Source organism: Streptomyces sp. NPDC047869, assembly GCF_040704065.1.
Classification (GTDB): Bacteria; Actinomycetota; Actinomycetes; order Streptomycetales; family Streptomycetaceae; genus Streptomyces.
In genome coordinates, this window is record NZ_JBEYRK010000034.1 from 76,207 (window position 1) to 97,824 (window position 21,618).

At 64.6% G+C, this 21,618-nt stretch carries 21 protein-coding genes and 3 pseudogenes; 7 read left to right on the forward strand and 17 right to left on the reverse strand.

The window, feature by feature from the left end; genetic code table 11:
* Positions 1 to 245 precede the first annotated feature (245 nt).
* Positions 246 to 1,496: a hypothetical protein gene (locus tag AB0924_RS32055; RefSeq protein ID WP_005322175.1), complete on the forward strand. Its 1,251-nt coding sequence runs from the start codon at positions 246 to 248 to the stop codon at positions 1,494 to 1,496.
* Positions 1,497 to 1,597: 101 nt separating this feature from the next.
* Here the strand turns inward: AB0924_RS32055 and dnaB are convergent.
* The 3 genes and pseudogenes from dnaB to AB0924_RS32070 all read right to left on the reverse strand — a co-directional run.
* Positions 1,598 to 2,908, reverse strand: a pseudogene (gene dnaB / locus AB0924_RS32060) (replicative DNA helicase); the annotation flags it as partial.
* Positions 2,909 to 3,053: 145 nt separating this feature from the next.
* Positions 3,054 to 3,617: a DciA family protein gene (locus AB0924_RS32065; protein WP_366913298.1), complete on the reverse strand. Its 564-nt coding sequence runs from the start codon at positions 3,615 to 3,617 to the stop codon at positions 3,054 to 3,056.
* On the reverse strand, positions 3,614 to 4,177 hold the full coding sequence (locus AB0924_RS32070; protein ID WP_366913299.1) for a hypothetical protein: 564 nt from the start codon (positions 4,175 to 4,177) through the stop codon (positions 3,614 to 3,616). Before AB0924_RS32070 ends, AB0924_RS32065 begins: the two co-directional genes overlap by 4 nt.
* Positions 4,178 to 4,595: 418 nt before the next feature.
* On the opposite strand from AB0924_RS32070, the gene AB0924_RS32075 reads away from it, so the two are divergent.
* Both AB0924_RS32075 and AB0924_RS32080 read left to right on the forward strand, forming a co-directional pair.
* Complete coding sequence (locus tag AB0924_RS32075; RefSeq protein ID WP_366913300.1) at positions 4,596 to 5,144, forward strand: PP2C family protein-serine/threonine phosphatase; 549 nt, start codon at positions 4,596 to 4,598, stop codon at positions 5,142 to 5,144.
* Positions 5,145 to 5,223: 79 nt separating this feature from the next.
* Complete coding sequence (locus AB0924_RS32080; RefSeq protein ID WP_366913320.1) at positions 5,224 to 5,379, forward strand: hypothetical protein; 156 nt, start codon at positions 5,224 to 5,226, stop codon at positions 5,377 to 5,379.
* Between the two features lie 37 nt (positions 5,380 to 5,416).
* On the opposite strand, the pseudogene AB0924_RS32085 reads toward AB0924_RS32080, so the two are convergent.
* The 6 genes and pseudogenes from AB0924_RS32085 to AB0924_RS32110 form a co-directional block, all read right to left on the reverse strand.
* Positions 5,417 to 5,554: pseudogene (locus tag AB0924_RS32085) on the reverse strand (hypothetical protein); the annotation flags it as partial.
* 742 nt (positions 5,555 to 6,296) lie between these two features.
* Positions 6,297 to 6,737, reverse strand: a complete 441-nt coding sequence (locus tag AB0924_RS32090) for a hypothetical protein (protein ID WP_366913301.1) — start codon at positions 6,735 to 6,737, stop codon at positions 6,297 to 6,299.
* Between the two features lie 94 nt (positions 6,738 to 6,831).
* Positions 6,832 to 6,996 (reverse strand): hypothetical protein, encoded by a 165-nt coding sequence (locus tag AB0924_RS32095; protein ID WP_366913302.1) that lies wholly within the window; start codon positions 6,994 to 6,996, stop codon positions 6,832 to 6,834.
* Between the two features lie 112 nt (positions 6,997 to 7,108).
* The gene (locus tag AB0924_RS32100; RefSeq protein WP_366913303.1) at positions 7,109 to 7,870 is read right to left on the reverse strand and encodes a cytochrome c biogenesis CcdA family protein; all 762 of its coding nucleotides are present in this window, start codon (positions 7,868 to 7,870) and stop codon (positions 7,109 to 7,111) included.
* 7 nt (positions 7,871 to 7,877) lie between these two features.
* On the reverse strand, positions 7,878 to 8,450 hold the full coding sequence (locus AB0924_RS32105; protein WP_366913304.1) for a TlpA disulfide reductase family protein: 573 nt from the start codon (positions 8,448 to 8,450) through the stop codon (positions 7,878 to 7,880).
* Between the two features lie 1,199 nt (positions 8,451 to 9,649).
* On the reverse strand, positions 9,650 to 10,330 hold the full coding sequence (locus tag AB0924_RS32110; RefSeq protein ID WP_366913305.1) for a hypothetical protein: 681 nt from the start codon (positions 10,328 to 10,330) through the stop codon (positions 9,650 to 9,652).
* An 824-nt stretch (positions 10,331 to 11,154) separates the two neighbouring features.
* On the opposite strand from AB0924_RS32110, the pseudogene AB0924_RS32115 reads away from it, so the two are divergent.
* Positions 11,155 to 11,431 (forward strand): annotated as a pseudogene (locus tag AB0924_RS32115) (transposase family protein); the annotation flags it as partial.
* A 154-nt stretch (positions 11,432 to 11,585) separates the two neighbouring features.
* Here the strand turns inward: AB0924_RS32115 and AB0924_RS32120 are convergent.
* Positions 11,586 to 12,080 (reverse strand): DUF3515 family protein, encoded by a 495-nt coding sequence (locus AB0924_RS32120; RefSeq protein ID WP_366913306.1) that lies wholly within the window; start codon positions 12,078 to 12,080, stop codon positions 11,586 to 11,588.
* Positions 12,081 to 12,218: 138 nt separating this feature from the next.
* Between AB0924_RS32120 and AB0924_RS32125 the strand changes: the two genes are divergently transcribed.
* On the forward strand, positions 12,219 to 12,761 hold the full coding sequence (locus AB0924_RS32125) for an RICIN domain-containing protein (RefSeq protein ID WP_366913307.1): 543 nt from the start codon (positions 12,219 to 12,221) through the stop codon (positions 12,759 to 12,761).
* Between the two features lie 146 nt (positions 12,762 to 12,907).
* Positions 12,908 to 14,062 (forward strand): hypothetical protein, encoded by a 1,155-nt coding sequence (locus AB0924_RS32130; RefSeq protein WP_366913308.1) that lies wholly within the window; start codon positions 12,908 to 12,910, stop codon positions 14,060 to 14,062.
* A 70-nt stretch (positions 14,063 to 14,132) separates the two neighbouring features.
* Here the strand turns inward: AB0924_RS32130 and AB0924_RS32135 are convergent, their stop codons facing one another.
* From AB0924_RS32135 to AB0924_RS32165, 7 genes are all read right to left on the reverse strand, one after another.
* The gene (locus AB0924_RS32135) at positions 14,133 to 14,534 is read right to left on the reverse strand and encodes a hypothetical protein (RefSeq protein ID WP_366913309.1); all 402 of its coding nucleotides are present in this window, start codon (positions 14,532 to 14,534) and stop codon (positions 14,133 to 14,135) included.
* On the reverse strand, positions 14,531 to 15,133 hold the full coding sequence (locus AB0924_RS32140) for a TlpA disulfide reductase family protein (RefSeq protein WP_366913310.1): 603 nt from the start codon (positions 15,131 to 15,133) through the stop codon (positions 14,531 to 14,533). The genes AB0924_RS32135 and AB0924_RS32140 overlap by 4 nt, the downstream gene beginning before the upstream one ends.
* 231 nt (positions 15,134 to 15,364) lie before the next feature.
* Positions 15,365 to 15,901, reverse strand: coding sequence for a response regulator transcription factor (locus AB0924_RS32145; RefSeq protein WP_366913311.1), 537 nt, complete (start codon positions 15,899 to 15,901; stop codon positions 15,365 to 15,367).
* 134 nt (positions 15,902 to 16,035) lie between these two features.
* Positions 16,036 to 17,445 (reverse strand): FAD-dependent monooxygenase, encoded by a 1,410-nt coding sequence (locus AB0924_RS32150; protein ID WP_366913312.1) that lies wholly within the window; start codon positions 17,443 to 17,445, stop codon positions 16,036 to 16,038.
* The gene (locus tag AB0924_RS32155; RefSeq protein ID WP_366913313.1) at positions 17,438 to 18,631 is read right to left on the reverse strand and encodes an MAB_1171c family putative transporter; all 1,194 of its coding nucleotides are present in this window, start codon (positions 18,629 to 18,631) and stop codon (positions 17,438 to 17,440) included. The genes AB0924_RS32150 and AB0924_RS32155 overlap by 8 nt, the downstream gene beginning before the upstream one ends.
* Positions 18,632 to 18,679: 48 nt before the next feature.
* On the reverse strand, positions 18,680 to 19,270 hold the full coding sequence (locus tag AB0924_RS32160; RefSeq protein WP_366913314.1) for a hypothetical protein: 591 nt from the start codon (positions 19,268 to 19,270) through the stop codon (positions 18,680 to 18,682).
* A gap of 17 nt (positions 19,271 to 19,287) precedes the next feature.
* Positions 19,288 to 19,920 (reverse strand): hypothetical protein, encoded by a 633-nt coding sequence (locus AB0924_RS32165; protein ID WP_366913315.1) that lies wholly within the window; start codon positions 19,918 to 19,920, stop codon positions 19,288 to 19,290.
* A gap of 654 nt (positions 19,921 to 20,574) precedes the next feature.
* Here AB0924_RS32165 and AB0924_RS32170 point away from each other — a divergent pair.
* On the forward strand, positions 20,575 to 21,618 hold a 1,044-nt coding region (locus tag AB0924_RS32170; RefSeq protein WP_366913316.1), incomplete at its 3' end, for an acetate--CoA ligase family protein.

A 21,618-nucleotide genomic window follows, 5' to 3' on the forward strand; every position in this document is an offset into this window, starting at 1 on the left:
TCGGTGTCATTTCCTCAGGCTGGCCAGCAGGCTGCAACGCGGCCCGGGGCGTCACGAACCTGCATCGGCAACCATCCGTTCCACCCACTCACACACCTTCGTTGCACACGAACGTCCCGAGCGTCGTCGCCGACAAGGGCCTGCGGGACTACGGACGGGTTGATCAGCCCATAATTGGAGTCAGTGCCGAGCGACCCGGCGCATCGCACCCGCCCCGGGTGCACTCACCGCGATCGGAGAGCATCGTGAAGAACAGCGCGTTGTGGCGAGTGGTTGACAACGAGAGTGGTACCCAGTCCATCGTCAGCACGCCCTCCGAGGCGGTCGCGTTCGTCAACAGCCGGTTCGACACCGATGACGACGACGAGCCGTTCAGCATCACCAAGGTCGGCCCTCTCCTTCCGAAGCCGCTCGGGGTCATCACCGCATGGGCAGCCAAGAAGGACGGCGAGCGAACCGACGGGCGTACTGCCCCGATCACCATCAGGCCGGTTGTGACGGACAACGCCAGCGAGTGCGATGACGTCGTGCTCTGGGGCGACGTGTACGTCTCCTGGGACCACGACATGTACACCGTCGAGGAGCCGGACAGCTCCGAGTACAGCGAGGCTTACAGCGCCGCCGAGTTGAGCGCGATCCTCGACGAGTACGCCGACGACTACGAGTACGCGCCTGAAGGGCCTGAAGGGCCCGACAGCCACAGGTGGCCGAAACCGGAAGAGTTGATCACCTACGGCGCCCAGGAGTGTGCCAAGCGGTTCGGGCACCTCGACGACGACGCCCTGCTGTGGCTCGCTGCCACCCGCATCACGCTCGCCGTGTGGCGCAACACACCCGTCGAGAACTGGCATGCCGGGAAGAGTCCGCTGCACGACGGCACAATGATGCGGATCAACACGGCAACCACCCGACTCGTGCGCTCGATGCTGTCGTTCGACCATGTCGACTGGATCGGTCTCGGTCTCGCGATCGTCAACCCGTCCCGGGTTCTACCGACCGGGCAGTCTGTGCTCGAGCTCGGGCTGGCCTGCCACAACCCTGACGACCCGGCACACGAGGTTGATCCGCGCGTAGAACTCGCGGGGATGGCACAGGTCGCGATCTCATGGGGGCGAAGGTACTGCCTTACCGAGAAGGAGTTCGGCCTGCGAACCCTGATCGAATCCTTCTGCGCGTCCGACAACGGCTGGTTCGGAGCACCGAGTTGGGGGCGCATCGTCGATCGGTTCCTTACGGCTGTCGACGACCGGGAGAATGCGCACTGGCGCATACACCGGGACAAGCCTTGGTTCGACAAGTGGTTCACCAACCGGCCGGCCGACATTGCGGACACCACGGAATTTCGTCGGCTGCTCCTTGCCGGGCCCGACCTGCTGTCCGAGGAGGCCGCCGAATGGTGCGTGGAAGGTGCCATCGGCTACGTCTGCCAGGACGACCACGCAAACGGCTGCCCGCGGTGCGGTATCCCGCTGGCAACGGAGTCCTCAAACGAGTGACGGCAGTGGCCAGCGATTCTCAATCCGTGTCAGTTCGGCCAGTCACATGACATCGCGACTGAGAAAATGACACGGGATCTGAGAACCTACAGCTGCAGGGGTTAGGTCTGGGCCATGTCGACGAAGCGGGAGTAGTGGCCCTGGAAGGCGACGGTGATGGTCGCGGTGGGTCCGTGGCGGTGTTTGGCCACGATGAAGTCGGCCTCGCCGGCGCGGGGGGAGTCCTTCTCGTAGGCGTCCTCGCGGTGCAGGAGGATGACGAGGTCGGCGTTGTCCTCGAGGGCGCCGGAGTCCCGCAGGTCGTTGATCATGGGTTTCTTGTCGGTGCGCTGCTCTGGGCTGCGGTTGAGGGTGGAGATCGCGACGATCGGCAGGCGGAGTTCCTTGGCGAGGAGTTTCAGGCAGCGGGCGATCTCGGAGATTTCCTCGTAGCGGGAGCCGAGCGGTCTGGTGCCGTAGGTGAGCAAGTGGACGGCGTCGACGACGATGAGCTGAACGCCTGCCCGGGCCTGCAGGTAGCGGCAGTGGGCGCGCAGGTCGTGGACGTTGGAGTAGGCGCCGTCCTGGATGTAGATCGGGGCGGCGCTGACGTCGGGCATCCGTCGGGCGAGGCGGGTCCAGTCCTCGTCGGTCATGGTGCCGGAGCGCATGTGGTGCAGCGCGACGCGGGCTTCGGCGGACAGCAGCCGCATGCCGATCTCGTTGCGGTCGGCTTCGAGGGAGAACACGGCGCTGGGCAGGTTGTGCTTGATGCTGGCGCAGCGGACGAAGTCGAGGGCGAGGGTGGACTTGCCCATGGCGGGCCGGGCGGCGATGACGGTGAGCTGGCCGGGGTGGAGTCCGCCGGTGAGGGAGTCCAGGTCGGTGAAGCCGGTGGGCACGCCGGGCAGGGTTGCGTCGCGGCCGCCGGTTGCCTCGATCCAGTCGAGGGTGTCCTCCATGACGTCGCCGAGCGGGCTGGCCGGCGGTAGCAGGGGGCGCCGGGTGGTGGCGGCGAAGATCTCGGCTTGCGCCTGGTCGGCGATGCGGTCCACGGCGTCCAGGTCGGCATCGGAGGCCAGGTTCTCGATGTGGATCGCGGCGATCTTGGTTCGGCGCAGCATGGCCGCGTTCTGTACGCGGTCGGCATTGGTCTGCCAGCTCCGAGCAGAGGAAGGCCCGTTGACGAGGGCGGTGATGTAGGCGGAGCCGCCGGCCTTCTCCAGGCTGCCCTGCTGGGTGAGGCGGGCGGCTACGGCGAGCGGGTCGGTGGTCTCGCCCCGCCCGTACAGGTCGAGGATCGTCGTGTAGATCAGATCGTGGGCGGGCCGGTAGAAGTCGTGCCCGTGGAGGGTGTCGACAATGTCGGCGATCGCGTCCTTGGACAGCAGCATCGCCCTCAGCACTCCCTTCTCCGCTTCAAGATCGTGCGGATGGTGCAGTGCGGCGTCGTTGTCGTCGATGGTCACCCCGGTTCCCTCTCCCCCATGTCCGTTTCCCAGGTCCCGCTGGCCGCAGCACGCGGCATCAGGTCAGAGTAGCCACGCTCGGGTCTGCATGATCACCGTTTCGGCCTGCCTACCGGAGGAGGGGTTGGTCTGCTTCGCACGGGAGTTGACGGGCCTGTCGGTTCAGAGCCGCCTCGATGGCGGGGTCGGGCGGCGCAGTTGTCGGCTCCGGTCGTGGTGTACGTAAGCTGTCCGGCATCGGGGGCAGCAAAGGAACCTGGGAGGGGTTTTCCTTCACCAGACGGATATGGCGCACCGTGCCCGCACCGAGCACGTCATTGAGCCCTTGCACCAGCCGGTCCGCCACGAGCCGTGTGTTGGTCAGCCAGGCAGCCGAGGGGCCGGCCAGGGTGAGCGTCCCGGTCTCGGAGTCGAAGTCGGTGGGGACCACGTGCTGGGCCAGGGGGCCGGCCACCGAATGCCAGGCTGGCAGCGGCGAGGCCTCGGACACGGCGAACAGGTCAAGCAGGACTCGCGCGAGAAGGACCGGCGGGGTCCGTCCCCGCACGCGTTGCCGGCGGACGGCGGGGGCGCGCTCGGTGAAGCGGCCCCGTCGGGCGTCCTCGCGAGCCCGGCGCAGGGCCAGTGCCGCCAGATCGACGCGTGCCTCGCTGCCCGGGTGCTGGTCGTTCAAAGTTCGACCTGGCGGAGCGCCGGGGTACCCCAGACCTGGACGACGCTGTGGTCGGTGAAGGCGTACACCAGCCGATAGGCCGGCGCTGCCTGCGGACCCTGGTACAGCCGGCTCAGGTACTGCTCGGCTTCGGGCTCGCTGTGGCGGGGAGTGCCGCACATCTGCCAGGCCAGCCCGTTCCACATCTCGGGGACCCAGCGCTTCCTCGGCTGCGGCTGGTCCTCACGGATCCTGTGGCTCGAGGGCACGCGTGCCGACGCCTCATCGTCCTCCCCGCCGGCGGAGCGCGGATTCGGTACGCGCGTCCCCGATCGCCGGCGGGTCTCGCACAGCAGACACAGGTCCGCGGCGTCCGGGTCGACGAGGCCGCCCGGGTGCTCGGGACAGCGGGTGGTCGGCTTGGAGGTGCTGACCGCGTCGTCCAGCAGGGCCAGGGCCCGCTCGAGGTCCTGGCGGATCTCCTGAGTGTTGGTGTCGGCGTCGTGGTCTTCGAGTCGCTGCCCGTGCTCTCCGGCGACGCGAAGGGACCGTCCCAGGGCGATGAACTGGGCATGGTTCATGCGGTTCTCCTTCATGCGACACCGAGACGGCAGGGGCTTGCCGGCCGCGGTCCTACGGCTGCTGAACCGGCCTGGACGGCGAAACGCACGGGAAGGCCCCCAAGATCTCCTTCATCATGCCGGGCTGACAGCCAGGCGACCGGACCGGCCAAGGCGGGCACCGTAACCCTGGCAGCGTGCACGACCAGGACCGCCATGGCCAGCAAACTCGCTACGCTCCCTTACGGCCCACCACCTCCGACCAGCACAAACCCCGCACCTGCTATAGCAGTCGGCGTGAGAATGACCTGGCCTTTCGTCACCCATGTCAGCAACAGGTGAGCACCATCCATCAGTGCCAACTACCAGGTCACCGAGGCTGCACCACTGACATTTACATGACGATGCCCAGCTGACACTTCCCCGCAGACTTTCAGTCGTGCTGGGCTCGTTCCGCGAAGAGGCCCAGCGGGAGCCCACACTGACGGGGCTCGCAGAGTGGATCGAGCAGACCCTGCTCCGGGAAGCTGCGCAGCGCGAAGGCTGGGACGAGATTGAGGACTTCACCACCGCCTTGCTGACCGAGATCCCCCCGCCGGGCGATCGGATACGGCTGGTCAATCGAGGCCACCCGGCGCCGCTCCTCCTGCTGGAGGGTGCTGTGCGCCCGCTGGAACCCTCCCGGCCCGCTTTGCCCCTGGGCCTGACCCCTTTGGGCGCCGATACCAGCCCCGTCGACACCGTGGCGTTTCCCCAGGGAGCCAGCCTGCTGCTGTACACGGACGGGGTCAACGAAGCCCGCGACAGGAACGGCACGTTCTACGATCCCGCCGACCGACTCATCGGCCAATGCCCCCGCGGCCCGGACGAGCTCCTCGCTGTCGTCATCGCCGACGTTCACCAGCACACCCGCGGTCAGATCACCGACGACATGGCTCTCCTAGCCCTCACCCACACCCGACACACCAACATCTCCCAACCGGGCTGACCCCGACGGACTGCTCCGGAGAAGCGCACACGACAACCGCAGCCGTAACGGGACACGCTATACGCGCGCCGAGCGCGCTGTGGCCCAGGTGAAGAAGGAAGGCAGCCCCACCACCCGTCGTACCGTCCAGCAGCTCCACGGTGTGGCGATCGCCAAGCAGCGTGCCGCACTGTCCTTCTCGATGGCCGGCTACACCCCGCCAGCCATCGCATGGGCAACCCAGCAACATCGCTGAGGTTCGCCCCGCCCAGGTCGGCGCGTGTGATGTCCGCCCCGCGCCGGGAGGCGCCGGCGAGGTTCGCCTTGGCCAGGTTGGCGCCGGTGAGTATGACACGCGAACGCTGCTCACCAGAGGCGTCCGGAGGCGGCGTGCCCAGCTGGCAAGCGAACGCCGACGTGCCCAACGGCACCGGCCAGGCCCGCTGGCACGGCGTACCCGATGTCGCCGCCGGCGCCAACCCGTGCCACTGGATACGAGGTACTCATCCACGCCAGGATGAATCCACGCAGGGGCCCGTCCTCCGGTTCTGAGCTAGAAGTTGAATTGGCAGGCGGTCCTCGACCTGATCAGTGCGAGCGGCTGGCGGAGTGAGTACTCCGAGGGCGGTGTGGTCATGCCGCTGCCGCGTGCTGAAGAGGTGCTGTCGCGACCTGCTGATGCCGAGTGCGCGGATCTGCGGGTCTGGCCGGTTCCGGGATCACCGTCTGGGCCCGGAGATGCTCCTCCCCCTGGCCGCCACGACCGACGTCAGCCCCGCCAGTACGTATGATCGGCGATCGACACGACACGGGCCTTCACCAGGTCCGCCCGACCTGCGGCGTCCAGCGATAACGTCCACCAACTGCCGCTATCGCTGCGGACTGGGGCGCGCGAGTCCGGGGCAGCAAGCAAAAGGCCCCGCCAATCCGCCACAGAGAGTGCGGATGAGCGGGGCCAGCTGAGGGACTACCACGGGATGCGCAGCGGACCTGTGCTTTCTGGGCGGCCTTCGGGTCGGGACCCTTCACCGGACCAGGGTCTGCGGCACATTGCACAGTCGACAGGCGTTCTGTCACGAAAACCGTGAAGGAGCGCCACCAAGATCTGATCCAGCGGGGACGGGCCACCTCGGCGGAGCATCACCGAGGCCGTTCGTCCTCAGCGGTGCTTTCTCACGCGTGGACGTCGTATCGATCGGAGCAGACGAGTCCGCCGCTGCCGCCCACGCAGGCCCACAGCTTGTAGTGGTTCCCTTCAGGAAGATTTCCTCCCTGTGTGGCCGTGTAGCCGCGGCTGTGACCGAAAGTGCCCGCTTCGCGCACAGGGTCAGTGCTCAGATACGCGCCGATACCCCATCCGTCCGCATCAAGGTCTTCTGCCTTCAGAGTGTCTCCGTCAGCCACCCAACTCACCTCGCCGGCGTACCTCTGGCCGACGTACACACTGATATGACGGGATCCATCACCCGTTATGGACGAGGGGTAGAACTTGACGTTTTGAGGAGTGGCCGCGAAGGCGCTTCCGGCACCAATAGCCATAGCGCTGCCTGCCATCATTATGGTAGCCGCGAACGAAAAGGCGGCGCGCTTGCGCAGAGTAATGTGCATACTCATCCCCCTAGATGCTGGCACATAAGTGCTGGTCTGGCGAAGACCATAGCGCGTTTGGCACACCAGTGCGACGGCATTCGCTTGCGCGGGGAAGATATCAAGCCAGATGCTCGAATTGGACAAAAGGGAAGCCGGCGCGCATTCTGTGTGTCATGTCGAGTTTCATGACGAGATAAGCCCGTAGCGAGGCGACCTGCTCGTTGCGCTTCGAGGTCGTTAATGCCGTCACTAAAACCTCATCAGAGGTGGGCACCACAAGCACGCGACTCGGAATGTAATGTTTACTCTGACCTTTTGACCCTCATAAAGGACGCTGACGCTACCAGGACTGTCGACGATGCAAGGAGCGCTCAGTTACATGAATAGGTTAGACCCTAAATGCCAACTTTGAAGTCTCCCGACCAGGATTGCATTAGCTGAATCAAGTGATCCCAGACGCCCGTCAGCAGGAGAGCACCGGTCGCAATCATCATGACTCCACCGATCCGCATAACCAGTGCATACCGCTGCTTAACCCAGGCGAATGCACCAAGCGCCTTCCGGAACGCAACGGCGACGAAGACGAACGGAACACCCAACCCACAGCAGTAGGCAACAGTGAGGAGCGCCCCCCGGCCAGCGCTGCCCTCATTGGCGGCGAGAATCGTGACTGCCGAAAGAGTCGGGCCGAGGCACGGCGTCCATCCAATCCCGAAAAGCGCACCGAGCAGCGGGGCTCCCACGAGGCCCGCCGTAGGCCGCTTATGAATTCTGAACTCGCGCTGCGTTAGCCACGGCATCAGGCCCATAAAAAATGCACCGAGAAGGATCATCAGTGCGCCAAGTACTTTCGTAAGGAGCAGCTTATGTTCCTGCAAAGTCGAGCCGAAGTAACCGAACAGGGTCCCAGTGGACACGAAAACGCAAGTGAAACCCAGAACAAACAGCGAAGCCCCAGCTATCATGCGGCCTCGCCGAGCTTCGGCAAGATCGGCTCCGGTGACTCCCGTAACGTACGACATGTAGCCCGGTACGAGCGGAAGAACGCAGGGCGAGAAGAACGATACGGCACCTGCTGCTACCGCGATCGGCAATGAAACCGCTAGAGAACCATTAAGAATGGTCTCATTGACACCGCTCGACACGGCCACACTCATCACGATCTCACTTCTCCATAATCAGTGGATTTATCATCTTGCGTAGCCCTTTTTCGTCGAGTGGCTGCAAAGCGCGTGCCGCGATTTTCCCTTGCCTATCGAGAACAATGGTGCTGGGTATGGCTTGTGAGTTTATCGTACCTCTTGGAAAACCGTAGGCGAGAATCTTTCCCGACGGATCATAAAGGCTCGGATAGGTGATGTTGAAATCCTGTTCAAAGCTACGACTCGATTCCCTTTGAGGGTCGCGCGTGTCGATCCCTACGAAAGTGACACCGTCCTGCTTGAATCTCTTGGCCGCAGCCGAAAATATGGGTGCTTCTTGGCGACAAGGAGCACACCAGGATCCCCATACGTTTACAACGACTACTTTGCCTCTAAGGCTAGAAATATCGAAATCTTTACCCTCGATAGTTTTGCCTTTTAGGGGGCCTGCGGGTTGCCTCTGATCTTTCGGCGCGGTATCAATACCGCTGGCGTCGGTAACAAATCGCGGCCGCCCTTCGCCGCCAGCACCGGTGACGCTGCAAGCCGGCAGCAGCACTGTACTTGCGGCTATGGCCGGGGCCAGCATGGCCATGCGGCGAGGCAGGCACCTGAGAGTCATGGGGCAAGCTTCGCATGCCTCATTCCGCAGGGTCTTCGCGACCCCAGGGACGACGGATAAGCTGATGTCCGCCTGGCGAGGCCAGCAACAAGCGGGGCGCGCTGCAGTCTTGTTACATGAGACGAGAACCGTCGTCAGCGCGTACCTGCTTCGCCGAGGCCGGCACGTTAGCCGCCCCGACCGTCGCAACCGTGCTGGAGAGGCCGGTCACGCAGTGGAGGGCTAACTGTGCGCAATCTGGGGGCCCGAGGACGGTCCATGCATCCCTACCGTCGAGTGGGCACGGGTCCCATCTGGTCCTTCTGGTGGGACTGACACCGGCCGACACAGCAAGTGAGCGGCCGGTGTCTGATCAGGCGGCAGGCGAGTTCAGGAAAACTTCATGGATGTCAGCTCTGCGTTCCAACGGACACGGAGGCACAGAGGCTGTGGAGCCAGGCGAAGCTGCGCTCGATCACCCAGCGTTAGGTACCGGCCGACGTTGCTCCTGTCATAGAGAATCGGCGGCCGGCGCTGCCCGGATGATGACCTGCAAAAACCATGCACTCGAGGGAGTTCGGCGAACTGATCATGCGAGGGACGGTAGACCCCGCCACTGACAACATGTCCAGCCGAGTGCCCTGTCCGAACCCGGCCCGCTAGTCATCGAGCGGCAGGCACGGCGCCGGTCATGCAGAAAGGCGTGGCCCGCCGCCACGGGGGAAGCGGCGGACCTACCTACGTCCACGGTGCCACACCAAGTCCCCGTCATACCTGGTTTGCAGGTGATCCGCGCGGGTTGGTCAGCCGTTCCGCCGTCCTCGCCGACTTCCGGCGTCGGCGCGGCGACATCACGGTGGGGGGCGCACCAGCCGGGCTAGGCCAGGACGGACGCGAAGGACGCGTTCATCCTCGCCGCCGCCGCCCGCGCGATACCCCGCACACTCTGCGGTTGAATCGACAGCGAAGGCCGGACGCGCGCCGAGCAGGAGGTTCTTTTCAGGGGCGTAAAGAGCGCGTCCTTTGGGGCCCGATGGGAGGGCGGCGCCCGGCCGTCGCTTTGGGTGCATGCGGCGGACGATCGCCTGAACACGGCTGAATGGGATTCGTCCGTGGTGCGCCGCCCGGACTTTGGGACGGGGGCCGCCGCTCTCTTCGGGGGTGTCGGGAGTACGGCACCCTGCCACAGGGGGTTACTTGCGGTTGACGACCTGGCCGATGAAGGCTGCCTTGGTGGCGTGCAGGGTGACGCTCTTGACGGCCTTCGTCCCGAAGGACTTGACCTGCGGGAGGGCGGTGAGCAGACCGCTGGCGTCGTTGCCCTTGGTGCTATTGGTGACGTCGATGCGGATCGCGGCGTTGATGTTAAAGACGTCGGTGCTGCCCTTGGTGGTGACGGGGAGCTTACCGACGGTCGGGTAGACGAGGGTGGCGCCCTCGATGGTGACGGGGATATTGAAGATCTCCTCCGTCACGGAGAATGTCGCGGTGGTGGTGCGGGCCTTGTCCTTGGCGGTCTTGAAGGATGCCTTGGTGACGAAGGTGACGTTCTTGTTGTAGGGGTCGACGGTGGTGACGTTGCGGATCAAACCCCATGCCTTGCCGGTGAGGGCCTTGTAGACCTTCTGGTCTTGCAGGGTCTTGACGAAGATCTGCTTCTGGTTCTTGTTCAGCTTGGCGAACCGGGCGGCGCTCGTCTTCGCGGCCGGGGAACTCTGCTGCTTGAGGTACCTCTCGTACGCCGGGACCGTCAGCTTGGCCGCTGGCTTCGCCGGGGCAGCATCGGCGGCGTGGGCGGCCGGGGCGAGGACGGAAAGCCCGGCAACGGCGGCAATGGCGGCGGAAGCGAGACGGACGGTCGAGGACGTGAGCATGCTGACTCCCGTGGTGTGGGCTTCTGTGCGATCGTCAACGACATTACGAACGGCGCTCCTTGACGGAAATTGTCACTTCAGGCATGGCCCGAATGGGCACTGCCCCAGGGGGCAATGCCCATTCGGGTGAGGCGCCGCCTGACTGCCGGTGCAGTCTGGTAGGTCGAAAAGGATCTAACGGAAAGACTTCAGGAGTGGCATGAGGCCGGTGAGTGGGACCGGCTGTGTCAGGTACTCCTGACCGAGCCGCATCAGGGCAGGGAAACTGGACTTATCGTGGGCGATGATCAGCGGCTCGCATGCTGCAGGCACGATGGGGCCGCCTGCATAGGGCCGAGCTTGGACGACCGGGCATACCGGGCTCGAAAAACGCCGCGCGAACGGCACCTCGCTGGCCGTCACGCTCACCGAGGGTAACCATCCCCACACCGGACCGAACGCTCAACTCTCTCCCCGGACAGGGCAGCCATGATCGATCCAGCTCATTGTGCTAGAGGTCCCTAGAGGCAGCCGTAGCCGCGGCCGGCGAACCACTCCCACGATCGGTGGCGGAGTGGAGGAAGATGTCCGATGGCGGCACTGATCACGGCCTTGCTGGGTGGACTGATGCGCATGCACATGTGTCCGCTCGTTGGTGACGGAATCACGACGGGGCTGCCGCCCGTGAAGCGGGCACGTTAAGGGCTGTCCCGAAAATGCGGGGCGAGAGGAGGCCGCTACGGTCGGCTCTCCATGCCGGGAGCCGATGAGAGCCCTACCAGTGCGTCTACGGCCTCAACAGCATTCGGTGTGGCGAGTACGAGGACGGGGTCGGGCTTCCGAAGAAGGACGCAGTCGGCAATACGGTGACCATCGCGGACGGCGGCTATCCGCGCACCGGAATGGTGATGCTGCCGCACCGCCGCCTTAAAGGGGAAGAGTTGGCCGACTGGCAGAAGACGCACAACACCTCCCACAAAACAGGTCCGCGCCCGCATCGAGCACGTCTTTGCCCGCATGAAGTGCTGAAAAATCCTGCGGGATTGCCGGCTCAAGGGCGACGGCGTCCATCACGCGATGCTCGGCATCGCCCGTCTGTACAACGTCACTCTCGCCGGATAGACGAGAGGCCGCCAGGGCGGTCAGCCGCACCCTGACCACGTGCAAGATCATGGGACAACCCTTAGGCGTTTCAGCGGAGTCGAACTCTTGGTTCTTGGGGCACTGCCCCGTTGGGTCGGGCCGAGTTCCGATTAGCCATGGTTTCTCAAGTCGGTTAAGCCGACGGCACGTCGGAGAGGCTGATGCATTCGTGTCCGTCGGGGGGCAGGCGTGCGGCGAGCGGAGTCAGGCTCATGAGGGCGGTGTCGGGAGCGACTTTGGTCTTGTCAATGCGGACTTCCAAGGCGGGATCGCGGCCATAGGAGATGAGGGTCTGGTGGGTGGCGTCGCCTGTGTGGACCTGCCAGACCCAGTCGACTTTCTCGATGGTGGCGCACGGGTCGCTCGTCCTTTCGGGTGCGTCAAGGCCGCAGCGTGCCGTGAGGGCACCGCCGCCCCAGGCGGCGGTGCCGGGGGTAGCGGCGGGGTCGCGGTGCAGGCTGCCGATGCGGTCGGGGTAGCGGGCAGCGAGCTGAGTGCAGGGCCTCGATGCGGCGTGGGGGGGCTTGGGGAGGTGCTGCTCGGCGGGTACGGCCTGGAGGGCCAGGAGGACGGCGGCGGTGAGGGTTCCCACGGTGAGGGTGAGTGCGAGCGGCCGGTTGATGGTCATCCGGTGATCGTACGGGCCAGCATGGGTGCCCAAGTGGGCAATGTCCGTTGGTGCATTGCCCCTTGAGACGTCGCGGACCCGGCAAGTTCGGATCTATGTTCTGGTCTCCCGATCGCGATCTTCGAGGGAGGGCATGACATGGGTGCTCGTGCAAGAGGTCTGATTCTGGTGGGCGCTGCGGCCGCGTTTGTGGGCGGCAGCACGGGTTCTGCGGCTGCGGCCGGTACTGCGCCGGCTCCAAAGCTGTCGTACTCGAACGTCCAGCTGCAGAAGGTGTGGAGCGGTACGCACAGCATGTGCTGGTCGCTGGACGGGTCTAAGTCATCCGGTGCGGTACTGAAGATCCGAGGCTGTGCGAAGAAGTCGTCGTCGGCCGCGAAGACGCAGACGTTCACGCTGAACCTGGTGGACAGCAGCCGGCGGCTGTTCGTGATCAAGAACAAGCTGTCGGGGAAGTGCCTGTACGCGTCGTCCAAAAAGGTGGGAACGACGGTGAAGCAGACCGCCTGCAACTCGAGGTCGTCCGCGCAGCGGTGGGCGATCGGCAACTCGAAGTTCTACAACAAGGCGAGCAACCTGGTCATCACCGCCCCGAAGGATGCTTCGGGGACGAAGCTGACGTTCACCAAGGCGAGTGACAGCAAGGACTACCAGCAGCGGTTCGACATCCGCGGTCACTAGAGGGTGCCCGCTTGGAGCGGGATCGTAACCATCAAGACGGCGTGCCCGGGTTCGGCGTGTGCTGGCGGGCGGGCGCGCTGTGTCACAGAATTTGGAGAACCGCTTTGAGTACGCGATTGCCGTTTGGCCGCATCGGTGCAGTATCGATGCTTCCTCTGGTCCTCCTGGCGGGGGCCGTGACCGGCTCGGCGTCGGCGACCGCCTCGGCCGGACACCCGGCCAGGGCTGCGTTCGGCCTGGATGCGGTCTCGTATCCGGATGCGGCTGGTGCGGGCCCCCGCAGCGCGCTGGCATCGGATCTGCGAGGGTCCAGCTTCAGCGTGAAGACGGCCCCGTCGGGCGAAACGGCCGTGGTGGACCGCTCCCTTGCCGAGGAGGGGGCACTGAGCGCGGCGAACTCATCGTTTGTGGACCTGGCGTGGAAGTCGTATTCGAGCAACGCTCGGTACACCATCGTGCGGGATGAGACGACGGTGGCCGAGGTGCCGGCGGGTGTGGCCAGCTTCCGTGACACCAGCGTGACGGCGGGCTCGCATCACCAGTACCGGATCATCCCTCAGCTGGTCGGCAAGGACACCTCGAAGGCGCACACCTTCGGCCTTCAGGTGCGGGTGCCGGAGAAGACTGAGGGCGGCTCGGCGCTGGCGGCGCTGCGCAAGTCCGCCTCGGAGCGTGCGATCAGCATGAAGGCGGCGAAGCAGACGACGCTGACGTGGGAAACGTTCATCCACAACAAGTACCTATCCGCGCCCACCATGCTCGGCAAGGCCATCTGCACGTACGGCAAGGGCTACTACTTCCGCGGCGACAACCACGGCTTCGACTGGAAGGCCTCGGGGTACCGGACAGCCGCGAACGCGGTGATCACGTGGGAGGGCAAGAAGGTCAAGGGGTACACGGCGATCGGTACGACGCACGTGTACAAGAAGCAGGGGGCGAAGTACAAGTTCGTCGCTAAGCGGACGGCTTCGGGCAGCAAGATGCAGGTCAAGAAGCTGGGCAGTGCCTGGGCCACCGTGGACATCCGGATGGTCACGCACGCCACAAACCCGTTTTGCAGCAAGAAGTTACCGAACGCGATTGACGGGGGGCTCACCTTCAAGATCGTCAGCAATGGGAACTGGGAGATCCGTCAGGGTAACCACCGGCTGATGCCGGATCACCTCATCTACATCTACAACGGCGGCAACGTCACGACGGTGTACAAGCGCAAGGCGGCCAGCCCCTGGTGCCTGTCGGGGGATTTGATACTCGGCTGCCAGCTGGCCAACCTGACCGGCTACTCCGGGCACTACAAGTAGTCGCCTGCTGGCGCTGCGGGGCGGCAGTCTGGTCCATGGAGGCCGGGCAGCCGCCCTTCTTTTGCACTGGTCACTGAATGCTGCGGCGCCAGGTGATGGCCGTGAAGGCGAACACGAAGAGGGGGTATCCGGTGTAGACAGACCACACGGCCATGCCTGCTCCCCCGCCGCCAGTGGAGAAGACGACGGGGACGGCGATGCTGGCGAGTAAGGCGGTTAGGCAGATCAGGAAGGCGCCGAGTGGCCATTGATCGCGGGTGAGGATGCCTTTGCGGCGGAAGACGATCACGACGGCCACAACGACCGCGGCGACCAGCGCAGGTGTGAGCAGGAGAGGGCTGGCCAGCAAGACGGAGGCGATGCCGTCGGCGTCCCCGAACAGCAAGGCGCTCTCGGCCATGGAGATGGCGGTGCAGGTCAGCCATGGGGCGATCGCGGCGGCGAGAAGGAGTCTGACGGTGGCGGTGTTCATCGGGAGGCCTTCGTACTCGGTGGGGTCGGGTTGGGGTGGGTGGCCCACTTCACCATGGCGTCCAGCACCTGCCGGTCGAGTTCGCCGGAGTAGGAGGCGGCGATGCGGCCCTGAGGGTCGATGATCACAGTGAAGGGCAGCCCTCGGGACCGAATAATGCCTTTGGGGAAGTCGAGTTGTGCACGGCCGCCTGGGTCGTGCAGGGAGGGGTAGGGGACTTTGTAGGCGTCGGTGAAGGCACGGCCGTCGGCGGTGCTGTCGTTCTGGTCGATGCCGAGCACTGTCACGGTGGCGTGCTGGCGGTGGTAGTCGGACAGCAGAGGGGTTTCCTTGCGACAGGGTGCGCACCATGAGGCCCAGGCGTTGAGGATGACCGTCTTTCCTTTGAGGTCGGCCAGGGCCAGGGGTTTGCCGTCGATGGTGGCGCCGTGCAGGGCGGGGGCTGGTGGGCGATGATCAGGGTCGATGACCAGGGCGCCGGAGGCGGAGTGGTAGTAGCCGCTCGGGGTGTCGGGGACATTGATGGCGCTGATTGCGGCTACGGCTGCGTAGACCAGTACGACCGCAGCAGCAAGGGTGGCAATGGAGCGTTTACGCATGAGACATCCTTGGCTGGCTGGGCCTGTTGGGTACTTTCATGATCTCAGCTAAGTGTTTTCGGCTGCGCCCCGGGCCGGACCGCCAAGGGCATTCTTGGTCCGGGAAGTGGCCCATCTTCTGGCAGTTCTTGAGCAGCACCACCAGTGCCGGCAGACGCTCCAGCGATCGCGCCTTGCCCCGCGTCCACGCCACCTCGGGCGGACAGGCGGTGAACGCCTCGTTGGGAAATTTCACCGCCTCACGCGACAAGATGCGCACGCCACTGGTTCGGTACCTGGCCGAGGCGTCGCGCGCGCATCGGGTCGGTACACAGGGATTTGTGGGCCAAGGCGGGGACGATCGCGGCCTGCGGGATAGGGCCCACCGCACTGAATGGATAAGTGATACGCGAAGGCAAAAAGAGCGGCCTCCGTTCGGGAGCTGACACTGATCTTCATCTTGATACTGCTCAGATGCGCCTTGACTGTGCGTTCCGCGATGCCGAGGGTACGACCTATATCGCGATTGGACGCGGCCCTGGACAGTAGCAGAAGTACCTCACGCTCCCGCGGTGTGAGATCGGTGATGGCATCCGAATCCCCCGGCGCCGTGGGTTGTCCAGTCGATTCGGAATCTCGCAGCGTATCTAAGGAGCGCGAATTCTCTCTTTCCGACAAAACCGTGTACCTTTCCCCGTTGCACACATGGCTGGACTGCCTTGGCCAACCGGTCCAGCGTTTCTGCCCGCACTTTCTGCGACAGACCCGCTTCAGAGCGACGGCCAGCATGTTGTTGGAAGTGCCATCGGTCGCCCAGTCGGGTGATGTGCCAGTTGCACAGACTGCGCTGGGCGACTTTGAGCCGGTCTCGATGGTCGCCGAGGCCGTGCCAGCCGGAACAGCGCTTGGCGTCCATTCTCCGGCTACTTGGATGCTTCGAGATTCTTAAGCAGGATTTGTTCTGCCGGGGTGAACTGCGGACCGTGCAGTTGCGGACGCTGCGGGCCAATGAGGGCCGCAAGGAGCACGCTCGGTTTCACGAGAGACGTGGGCGGTGCCTGCAGGGCCACCACGTCGGTGAGGGCCGTCGCTGCGTGGAATGAGCCAGTCGCAGTGCGGGAGAGGCGGCTGATGTAGCGACGCAGAAGCCGGTCTGCCAAATTCGGGCTTTTGCCTGTGGTGGTGGGGAAGTGGATGTCCTGCCCTACGGCTAGGGTCCAGGCCGTGTTGGTGCAGCGGGCAATGTCCCGCTGCGCCCTTCTGGCGAAGTTGGGGGCGCGGCCGCGGTCAAGGGCGTCGCGCAGTGCGACGGCGCTCAGTGCCGCCACTGATATGCCCTGCCCGTAGAGGGGGTTGAAGGCGGCGAGAGCGTCTCCCAGAACGATCAGTCCCGCCGGCCACGGGTTGAGCCTTTCGTAGTGGTAGCGCCGGTTCGCGGTGCTGTGGGTGACGCTGACGTCGGTGACCGGTTCGGCATGCTCGATGAGGTCAGCGATGACGGGGTGGCGCAGTGTGCGGGCAAAGGCTGCGAATTGGCTCGGGTCGCTGGTTGGCTGCCTGCCGGGTGCGCCCATCAGGCTCACGTGCCAGTGATCGCCTTCGATGGGCAGTATGCCGCCTGCGGTGCCGGGCTGGGGCAGACGCGGATCGGCCTGAATCGCTACCACGGGCCAGTTCCGGGCGGGTACGGGAGCCCGGTAGATACGGCTGGCGTACACCAGGCCGGAATCGATACGGTCCTCGGCGAGGCCGGTGACCCCCATTTCCTCGAGCCACTGCGGCGTTCGGGAGGCCCGGCCGGTTGCATCGATGACCAGGTCGGCCTTCAGTGTCGTCTCACCACCGTCAGCTTCGCGGACCCTGACACCGGTGGCGTGGCGGTTGCTTCCGAGTAGCCCGGTGACCCTTGTGTGGGTACGGACGCTGACTCGGGGGTTCTTGAGGACTTGGTTTCGGATGATGGAGTCGGTCAGGTTTCGGCTCGCGGTGATGACGTAGTGGGTTGTGTTCCGCCATCTGCGGTACCAGCCCTCGGGAGAGTGGACGATCATGTTGGTGGTCATGGGGACGCGGTGGGCGCCTGCGGCCAGCAACCGGTTGATGGTGTCTGGCAGCAGGGAGTCGATGGCCTCGGCGCCGCCGGCCTGGAGGAAGTGGATGTGGGCGGCTTGTGGGACGCCGGTGCGCGGCTCGGGGCCCGTGGGTAGTTCGTGTGCCTCGATGATCTCGATGGAGTCGACGTGGTCTGCGATGGCGGCTGCTGCGAGCATGCCCGCGCTGCTTCCTCCCACGACGACCGCGCGCTTGATTGGGCTGTCCAACGTCTCAGTCATGGTGGGCTGCTGCTTTCTGTGAGTGCCTGTACTGCTGACATGTGTGTCGGACGATGGGCGAGGTGATCGCCTGCGATAGGTGCACCAGATCGTCCAGACGCCAGGTCGAGGTGTGCGGGGCGTCGTGTGCTTCTTCGGGTGCTGTGCGCTGCCGTTCCCGGGCGACGAGGATCATGGCCGCGTTCCCGGTTGCTGTGGCGTGGGCCTCGTGGCTGCCGTGGCGCAGGTCTGCGTCATAGGCGGCCTGGCGGACAGTGGGGTCGCAGTACGGGGCGAGAGCAAGGATGGCGTCGTGGAGTGCGGTTCTGCGTCCCGTGAGCAGTACGGCCGGGGGCGTTCGCCACCACGGGAGTGGCGCACGAATCGCCCCGGGTGTGGGCACATCCTCGAGGACCTTCCACAAGGGGGTGAGTTGGCGCAACTGCCGCAGGGCACGTGCCGTGGTGGCAAGGCGTGGGCCTGTGAGAGGAAGCGCGAATCCAAGAACTCCGAAGACGCATGAGGGCACGGCTAGTTGTGGGGATACTTCGTCGACGAGGAAGTCCAGGTTCCTGCCTGTCCAGCGGCCGGCGACTGCGATCAATCGGATGAGGTCGTAGGCCACGATGGAGAGGTACGCGGGCGCGAGGATGCGCAGGCCCGCCCGGAGTGACCCGTGCACGTGCGCGGACCACCGCCAGCACAGTGTGCCCGCGGCCATCATGGCCACGGCTTGGGCGAGCAAGTAGGTGACGATCATCTCTCTGATGTACGGCGTGCTGGCGTAGTAGGCGTCGAACAGGGTTATCTGCTCCACCGATGCGTCGCCGGCCCAAAACAGGACGATGATCGCGACGATGGCCAGGCTGTATGTGCCGGCGACCAGGCGCGTTACTCGCCGGGTCTGCTCTGGTGATGCGGAGCGCCAATTGACGATCAGCACGAGGCTCGCTCCGGAGAAGGCGATCGTCATGGCGTAGACCAGCGGGGCAGCGGCGTTGGGGACCTGTGTGAGCCGGTTGATGGCGACGATGGACTCTGGAGCCGCCAGGAGTATGAGGCACGCTGCGGAGAAGAGGAGTAAGCATGCTGCCTGTAAGAGTGTGTCGTGCCGTCTTCGCAGCAGCGCGGGCATTTTCATGGCGCACGCCAGCAGGAGCAGAGTCCCGCTGATGTAGAAGCCGATACTGCTGGGACCGGATGACACGTCGTTCTCTCTTCTTGTGGGGGGGTGGACGGCCTGCTGTGGGCGGGCTCATGTCTGGTGGAAGCGATGTGCCATCGATGCCTGGATGCGTCCGGCCACGTTCGGTTGGTCGGCGGTGGAGCGGACCTCGTTCAGCACGGCTTGAAGGTCTGTGGCGAACCGGACGCCGAAGTGCTCTGCCTCGAGTTCTTCGTCAACCTGACGGGGCTGTGCGCGTGTGGCGAAGTGGAGGTCGGCGTCCATGTGCTCTGTGAGAGGTGTGTCGGTCCCGCTGTCGCACTGTGCGATGACGGCGAGGATTTTTTCGTGAGTGCCTTGTGCCTCGTCGGTGTCAGTGCGGTGTGCTGTGAGGCCGTGGTGGGTGGCGCTGCCGCAGTGGCCGTTGAACATGTGCCACGCCTCGTGACCGATGATCACGAGCTGATGCTCTGGGTCGGTGTTCGCTTCAAAGATGATCAGGTCGTGGTGGGTGCGGTCCACCCAGAGCCCACTGGCCGTCATGGGTGGAAATGCGGCGCTGCGTACCCGGACCTGCCTGCCGCGGACTTGGCTGAGGGCATGGCCTATCAAGGGGATGATGTCCTCAGTATCGGCCGGTGCGGGTAAGTTTTCGATGAGTCGGGCGCTGAGTCGCCGCATCGCCCTGGGTCCGGTCCTCACTGACGCTCTTCTCTGTCATCGACCTCGAGCAGCGCCTTCAAGGTCGCTTCTAGTACGTTCCATCGCTCCTTGGGCAGGTCCATGGCCTGGCGTAGGGCGATACCACGTACCTCGGCCATTTCCCCGCGCGTCTCGGACCCGCACTTGGCATCGGACTCCTGTCCGTCCTGCGCCGGGTCCAACGCTGCGAGAATGGGGAGCAGTTCACGGTTGAGGGCCTCAGCGGGAGAGGCGGTGAAGAACGTTTCCCCGGCCTGCACGCCAAAGACTTCTACCAAGCCGTGCAGCAGCTCGATGCTGGGCACCTTGGTTCCGGAGCAGACCTGCCTCGCCCAGAAAGCGGATACCCCCAACTGCTGAGAGATTTTGCCGGCGAGTTCTGACATGCGCTCGCCCGTTCGCGCCATGCGGGCATCTGCGAGGGCTTTGATACGCGTGCGGACCCTCTCGTTCACAGTGTCGGCGGGCGGTTCACCACCCTGCAGCAGCATGCGCACGATACTCTCGGGAAGCGCTGTTGCGTCGGCCAGGGACGGCGCCGTGAACAGGTCCGAGCTTCTCAGCCCGCGCTCCGCGATGAGTTCTTCCAAACGCTCAAGGGTTGCGCGCAGAGGCGAAGCGTAGGACACCGAAGCGCTCCCCAGGGCTGGCAGATCAATGGTTGGTGTGCGCACAACACCCTACTCACACCTTTCACCAGCTCTCAACGATCGTTTATAGCCAAAGGCGATCGTTGAATCATCTAGGTTGCGCGGGTTCCAAGGTGGCCGCTATGCCCTGGGGACTGCCGCTTTGCCTCGCTGTCGATCGTCCGCATCGTCAGCTTGGCGAGCACCTGAGGCAGTTGATTCGGAGCGTGGTGCGCGCTCTGCTTCACGAGGTAGTCGATCTACGGCGAGCACTCGGATTGCATCGCACTCCAGACCGGTCACGATTCAACGATCATTTACTTGCTGAAAACGATCGTTGACACACGGTGCCCGCACGTAGCAACATCCCCAAAGCACACGGAGCCATCGGCTACACAACGAGTTGATGTCGGCCGGCGAGACGAGTGCAGTCGCAGGAGGTCAAAGGGTACTGGATGTTGCTCGCCGCACTTCTGTCCGAAATCCTGCGGGCCCGTTCACGGCTGAGTCAGTCTGAGCGGCCTTCTGCCAAGTCACATGAGCTGAGCTCGTCGCTTAGCCACGGCCGCCTCGCGTACAACGTCGTACCGGGGGGCCGTGAATCCTTCCGGCCAGGAGCCATATCACCCAAGCCCTCTTCTCGGAGGTACGACGATGCACCAGCCTTTGCTCCTCCTAGGGAGCGGTGACTCTGCCGTCCATGAGTTCACGCTGGCTCAGATCGCTGCTATTCATCCTGTGGTGCTGGCCGACACCTTCCTTCCTGCCTGGGCACGTCCCTATCTGGTCAGTCACCTCGCAGTTGACCCTGCAGACAGGGTGAAAGTTATCGACGTGGTGGAAACGTACGCGGCGAAACACGCGCTGAAAGGCGTACTCACTTACACGGGAGAACATCTCCCCACCGCTGCCGAGGTCGCCCACCATCTAGAGTTGTGCGGGCCTGCTGCGGAGTCCCTTGCCGTCTGCTGTGACCGGGTGGCGATCCGGACGGCGCTGGCCCAGCACGGTGTGCCTGTCCCGCGCTGGGCGGTAGCGCGCAGCCCTGACGAGGCAGCAGCTCAGGCTGACTTGCTTGGATATCCCGTAGTCATCAGACCGAGGACCAGGGAAATCTGCGCGATGCAGGCTGAGAGCCGTGCTGAAGTACTCGCTGCCTACGCCCGTATGAACGGTGAGCCGGCGTCGGTCCATGACGGTCGATTGGATGGCGTGCTGCTCGAGCAACTTCACGACGGTCCACAGGTCGCGGCCGAGGTTGTCATCTCGGACAAGGGTGACGTGCAGATCGTGGCGATCACGCGGACCATCTTGGGACCGCCTCCTGCGCGACAGCCGGTACGCCACAGCGTGTACGCGCACGACAGCCTGCTGCACAACCACCTCTTACGGCGGACGGTCGATCGAGCAGTCATTGCTCTGGGCGTCACCTCTGGGGTGCTTCGTCTGCAGATGAAGCTGACCGCACGAGGCCCACGGATCACCGACATCACGTCTCACTTACCGGGCGATTTCATGACCAGCACGCTCACCCTGCTCGCCGCCAGCACCCTCAGCAGCGGCCGCTACCTCGCCTTCAACAAGGACATCGCGCACGGTGCCACCACCCGCTTCCCCCGCACGGTGGTGTGCAAGACCGCCCACGCCACGGCCTACGCCGCCCTCGGCCACCGCTACACAAGCCGGCTCAACAGCCCC

Bases quoted from the DNA above. Each gene is read 5' to 3' on its own strand.
- AB0924_RS32160 (WP_366913314.1), bottom strand. From the start codon at position 19,270: ATGCGGCGACTCAGCGCCCGACTCATCGAAAACTTACCCGCACCGGCC.
- AB0924_RS32105 (WP_366913304.1), bottom strand. From the start codon at position 8,450: ATGGCCATGCTGGCCCCGGCCATAGCCGCAAGTACAGTGCTGCTGCCG.
- AB0924_RS32110 (WP_366913305.1), bottom strand. From the start codon at position 10,330: ATGCTCACGTCCTCGACCGTCCGTCTCGCTTCCGCCGCCATTGCCGCC.
- AB0924_RS32130 (WP_366913308.1), top strand. From the start codon at position 12,908: ATGCTTCCTCTGGTCCTCCTGGCGGGGGCCGTGACCGGCTCGGCGTCG.
- AB0924_RS32150 (WP_366913312.1), bottom strand. From the start codon at position 17,445: ATGACTGAGACGTTGGACAGCCCAATCAAGCGCGCGGTCGTCGTGGGA.
- AB0924_RS32090 (WP_366913301.1), bottom strand. From the start codon at position 6,737: ATGAGTATGCACATTACTCTGCGCAAGCGCGCCGCCTTTTCGTTCGCG.
- AB0924_RS32135 (WP_366913309.1), bottom strand. From the start codon at position 14,534: ATGAACACCGCCACCGTCAGACTCCTTCTCGCCGCCGCGATCGCCCCA.
- AB0924_RS32140 (WP_366913310.1), bottom strand. From the start codon at position 15,133: ATGCGTAAACGCTCCATTGCCACCCTTGCTGCTGCGGTCGTACTGGTC.
- AB0924_RS32070 (WP_366913299.1), bottom strand. From the start codon at position 4,177: ATGAACCATGCCCAGTTCATCGCCCTGGGACGGTCCCTTCGCGTCGCC.
- AB0924_RS32100 (WP_366913303.1), bottom strand. From the start codon at position 7,870: ATGAGTGTGGCCGTGTCGAGCGGTGTCAATGAGACCATTCTTAATGGT.
- AB0924_RS32120 (WP_366913306.1), bottom strand. From the start codon at position 12,080: ATGACCATCAACCGGCCGCTCGCACTCACCCTCACCGTGGGAACCCTC.
- AB0924_RS32145 (WP_366913311.1), bottom strand. From the start codon at position 15,901: ATGCTGGCCGTCGCTCTGAAGCGGGTCTGTCGCAGAAAGTGCGGGCAG.
- AB0924_RS32125 (WP_366913307.1), top strand. From the start codon at position 12,219: ATGGGTGCTCGTGCAAGAGGTCTGATTCTGGTGGGCGCTGCGGCCGCG.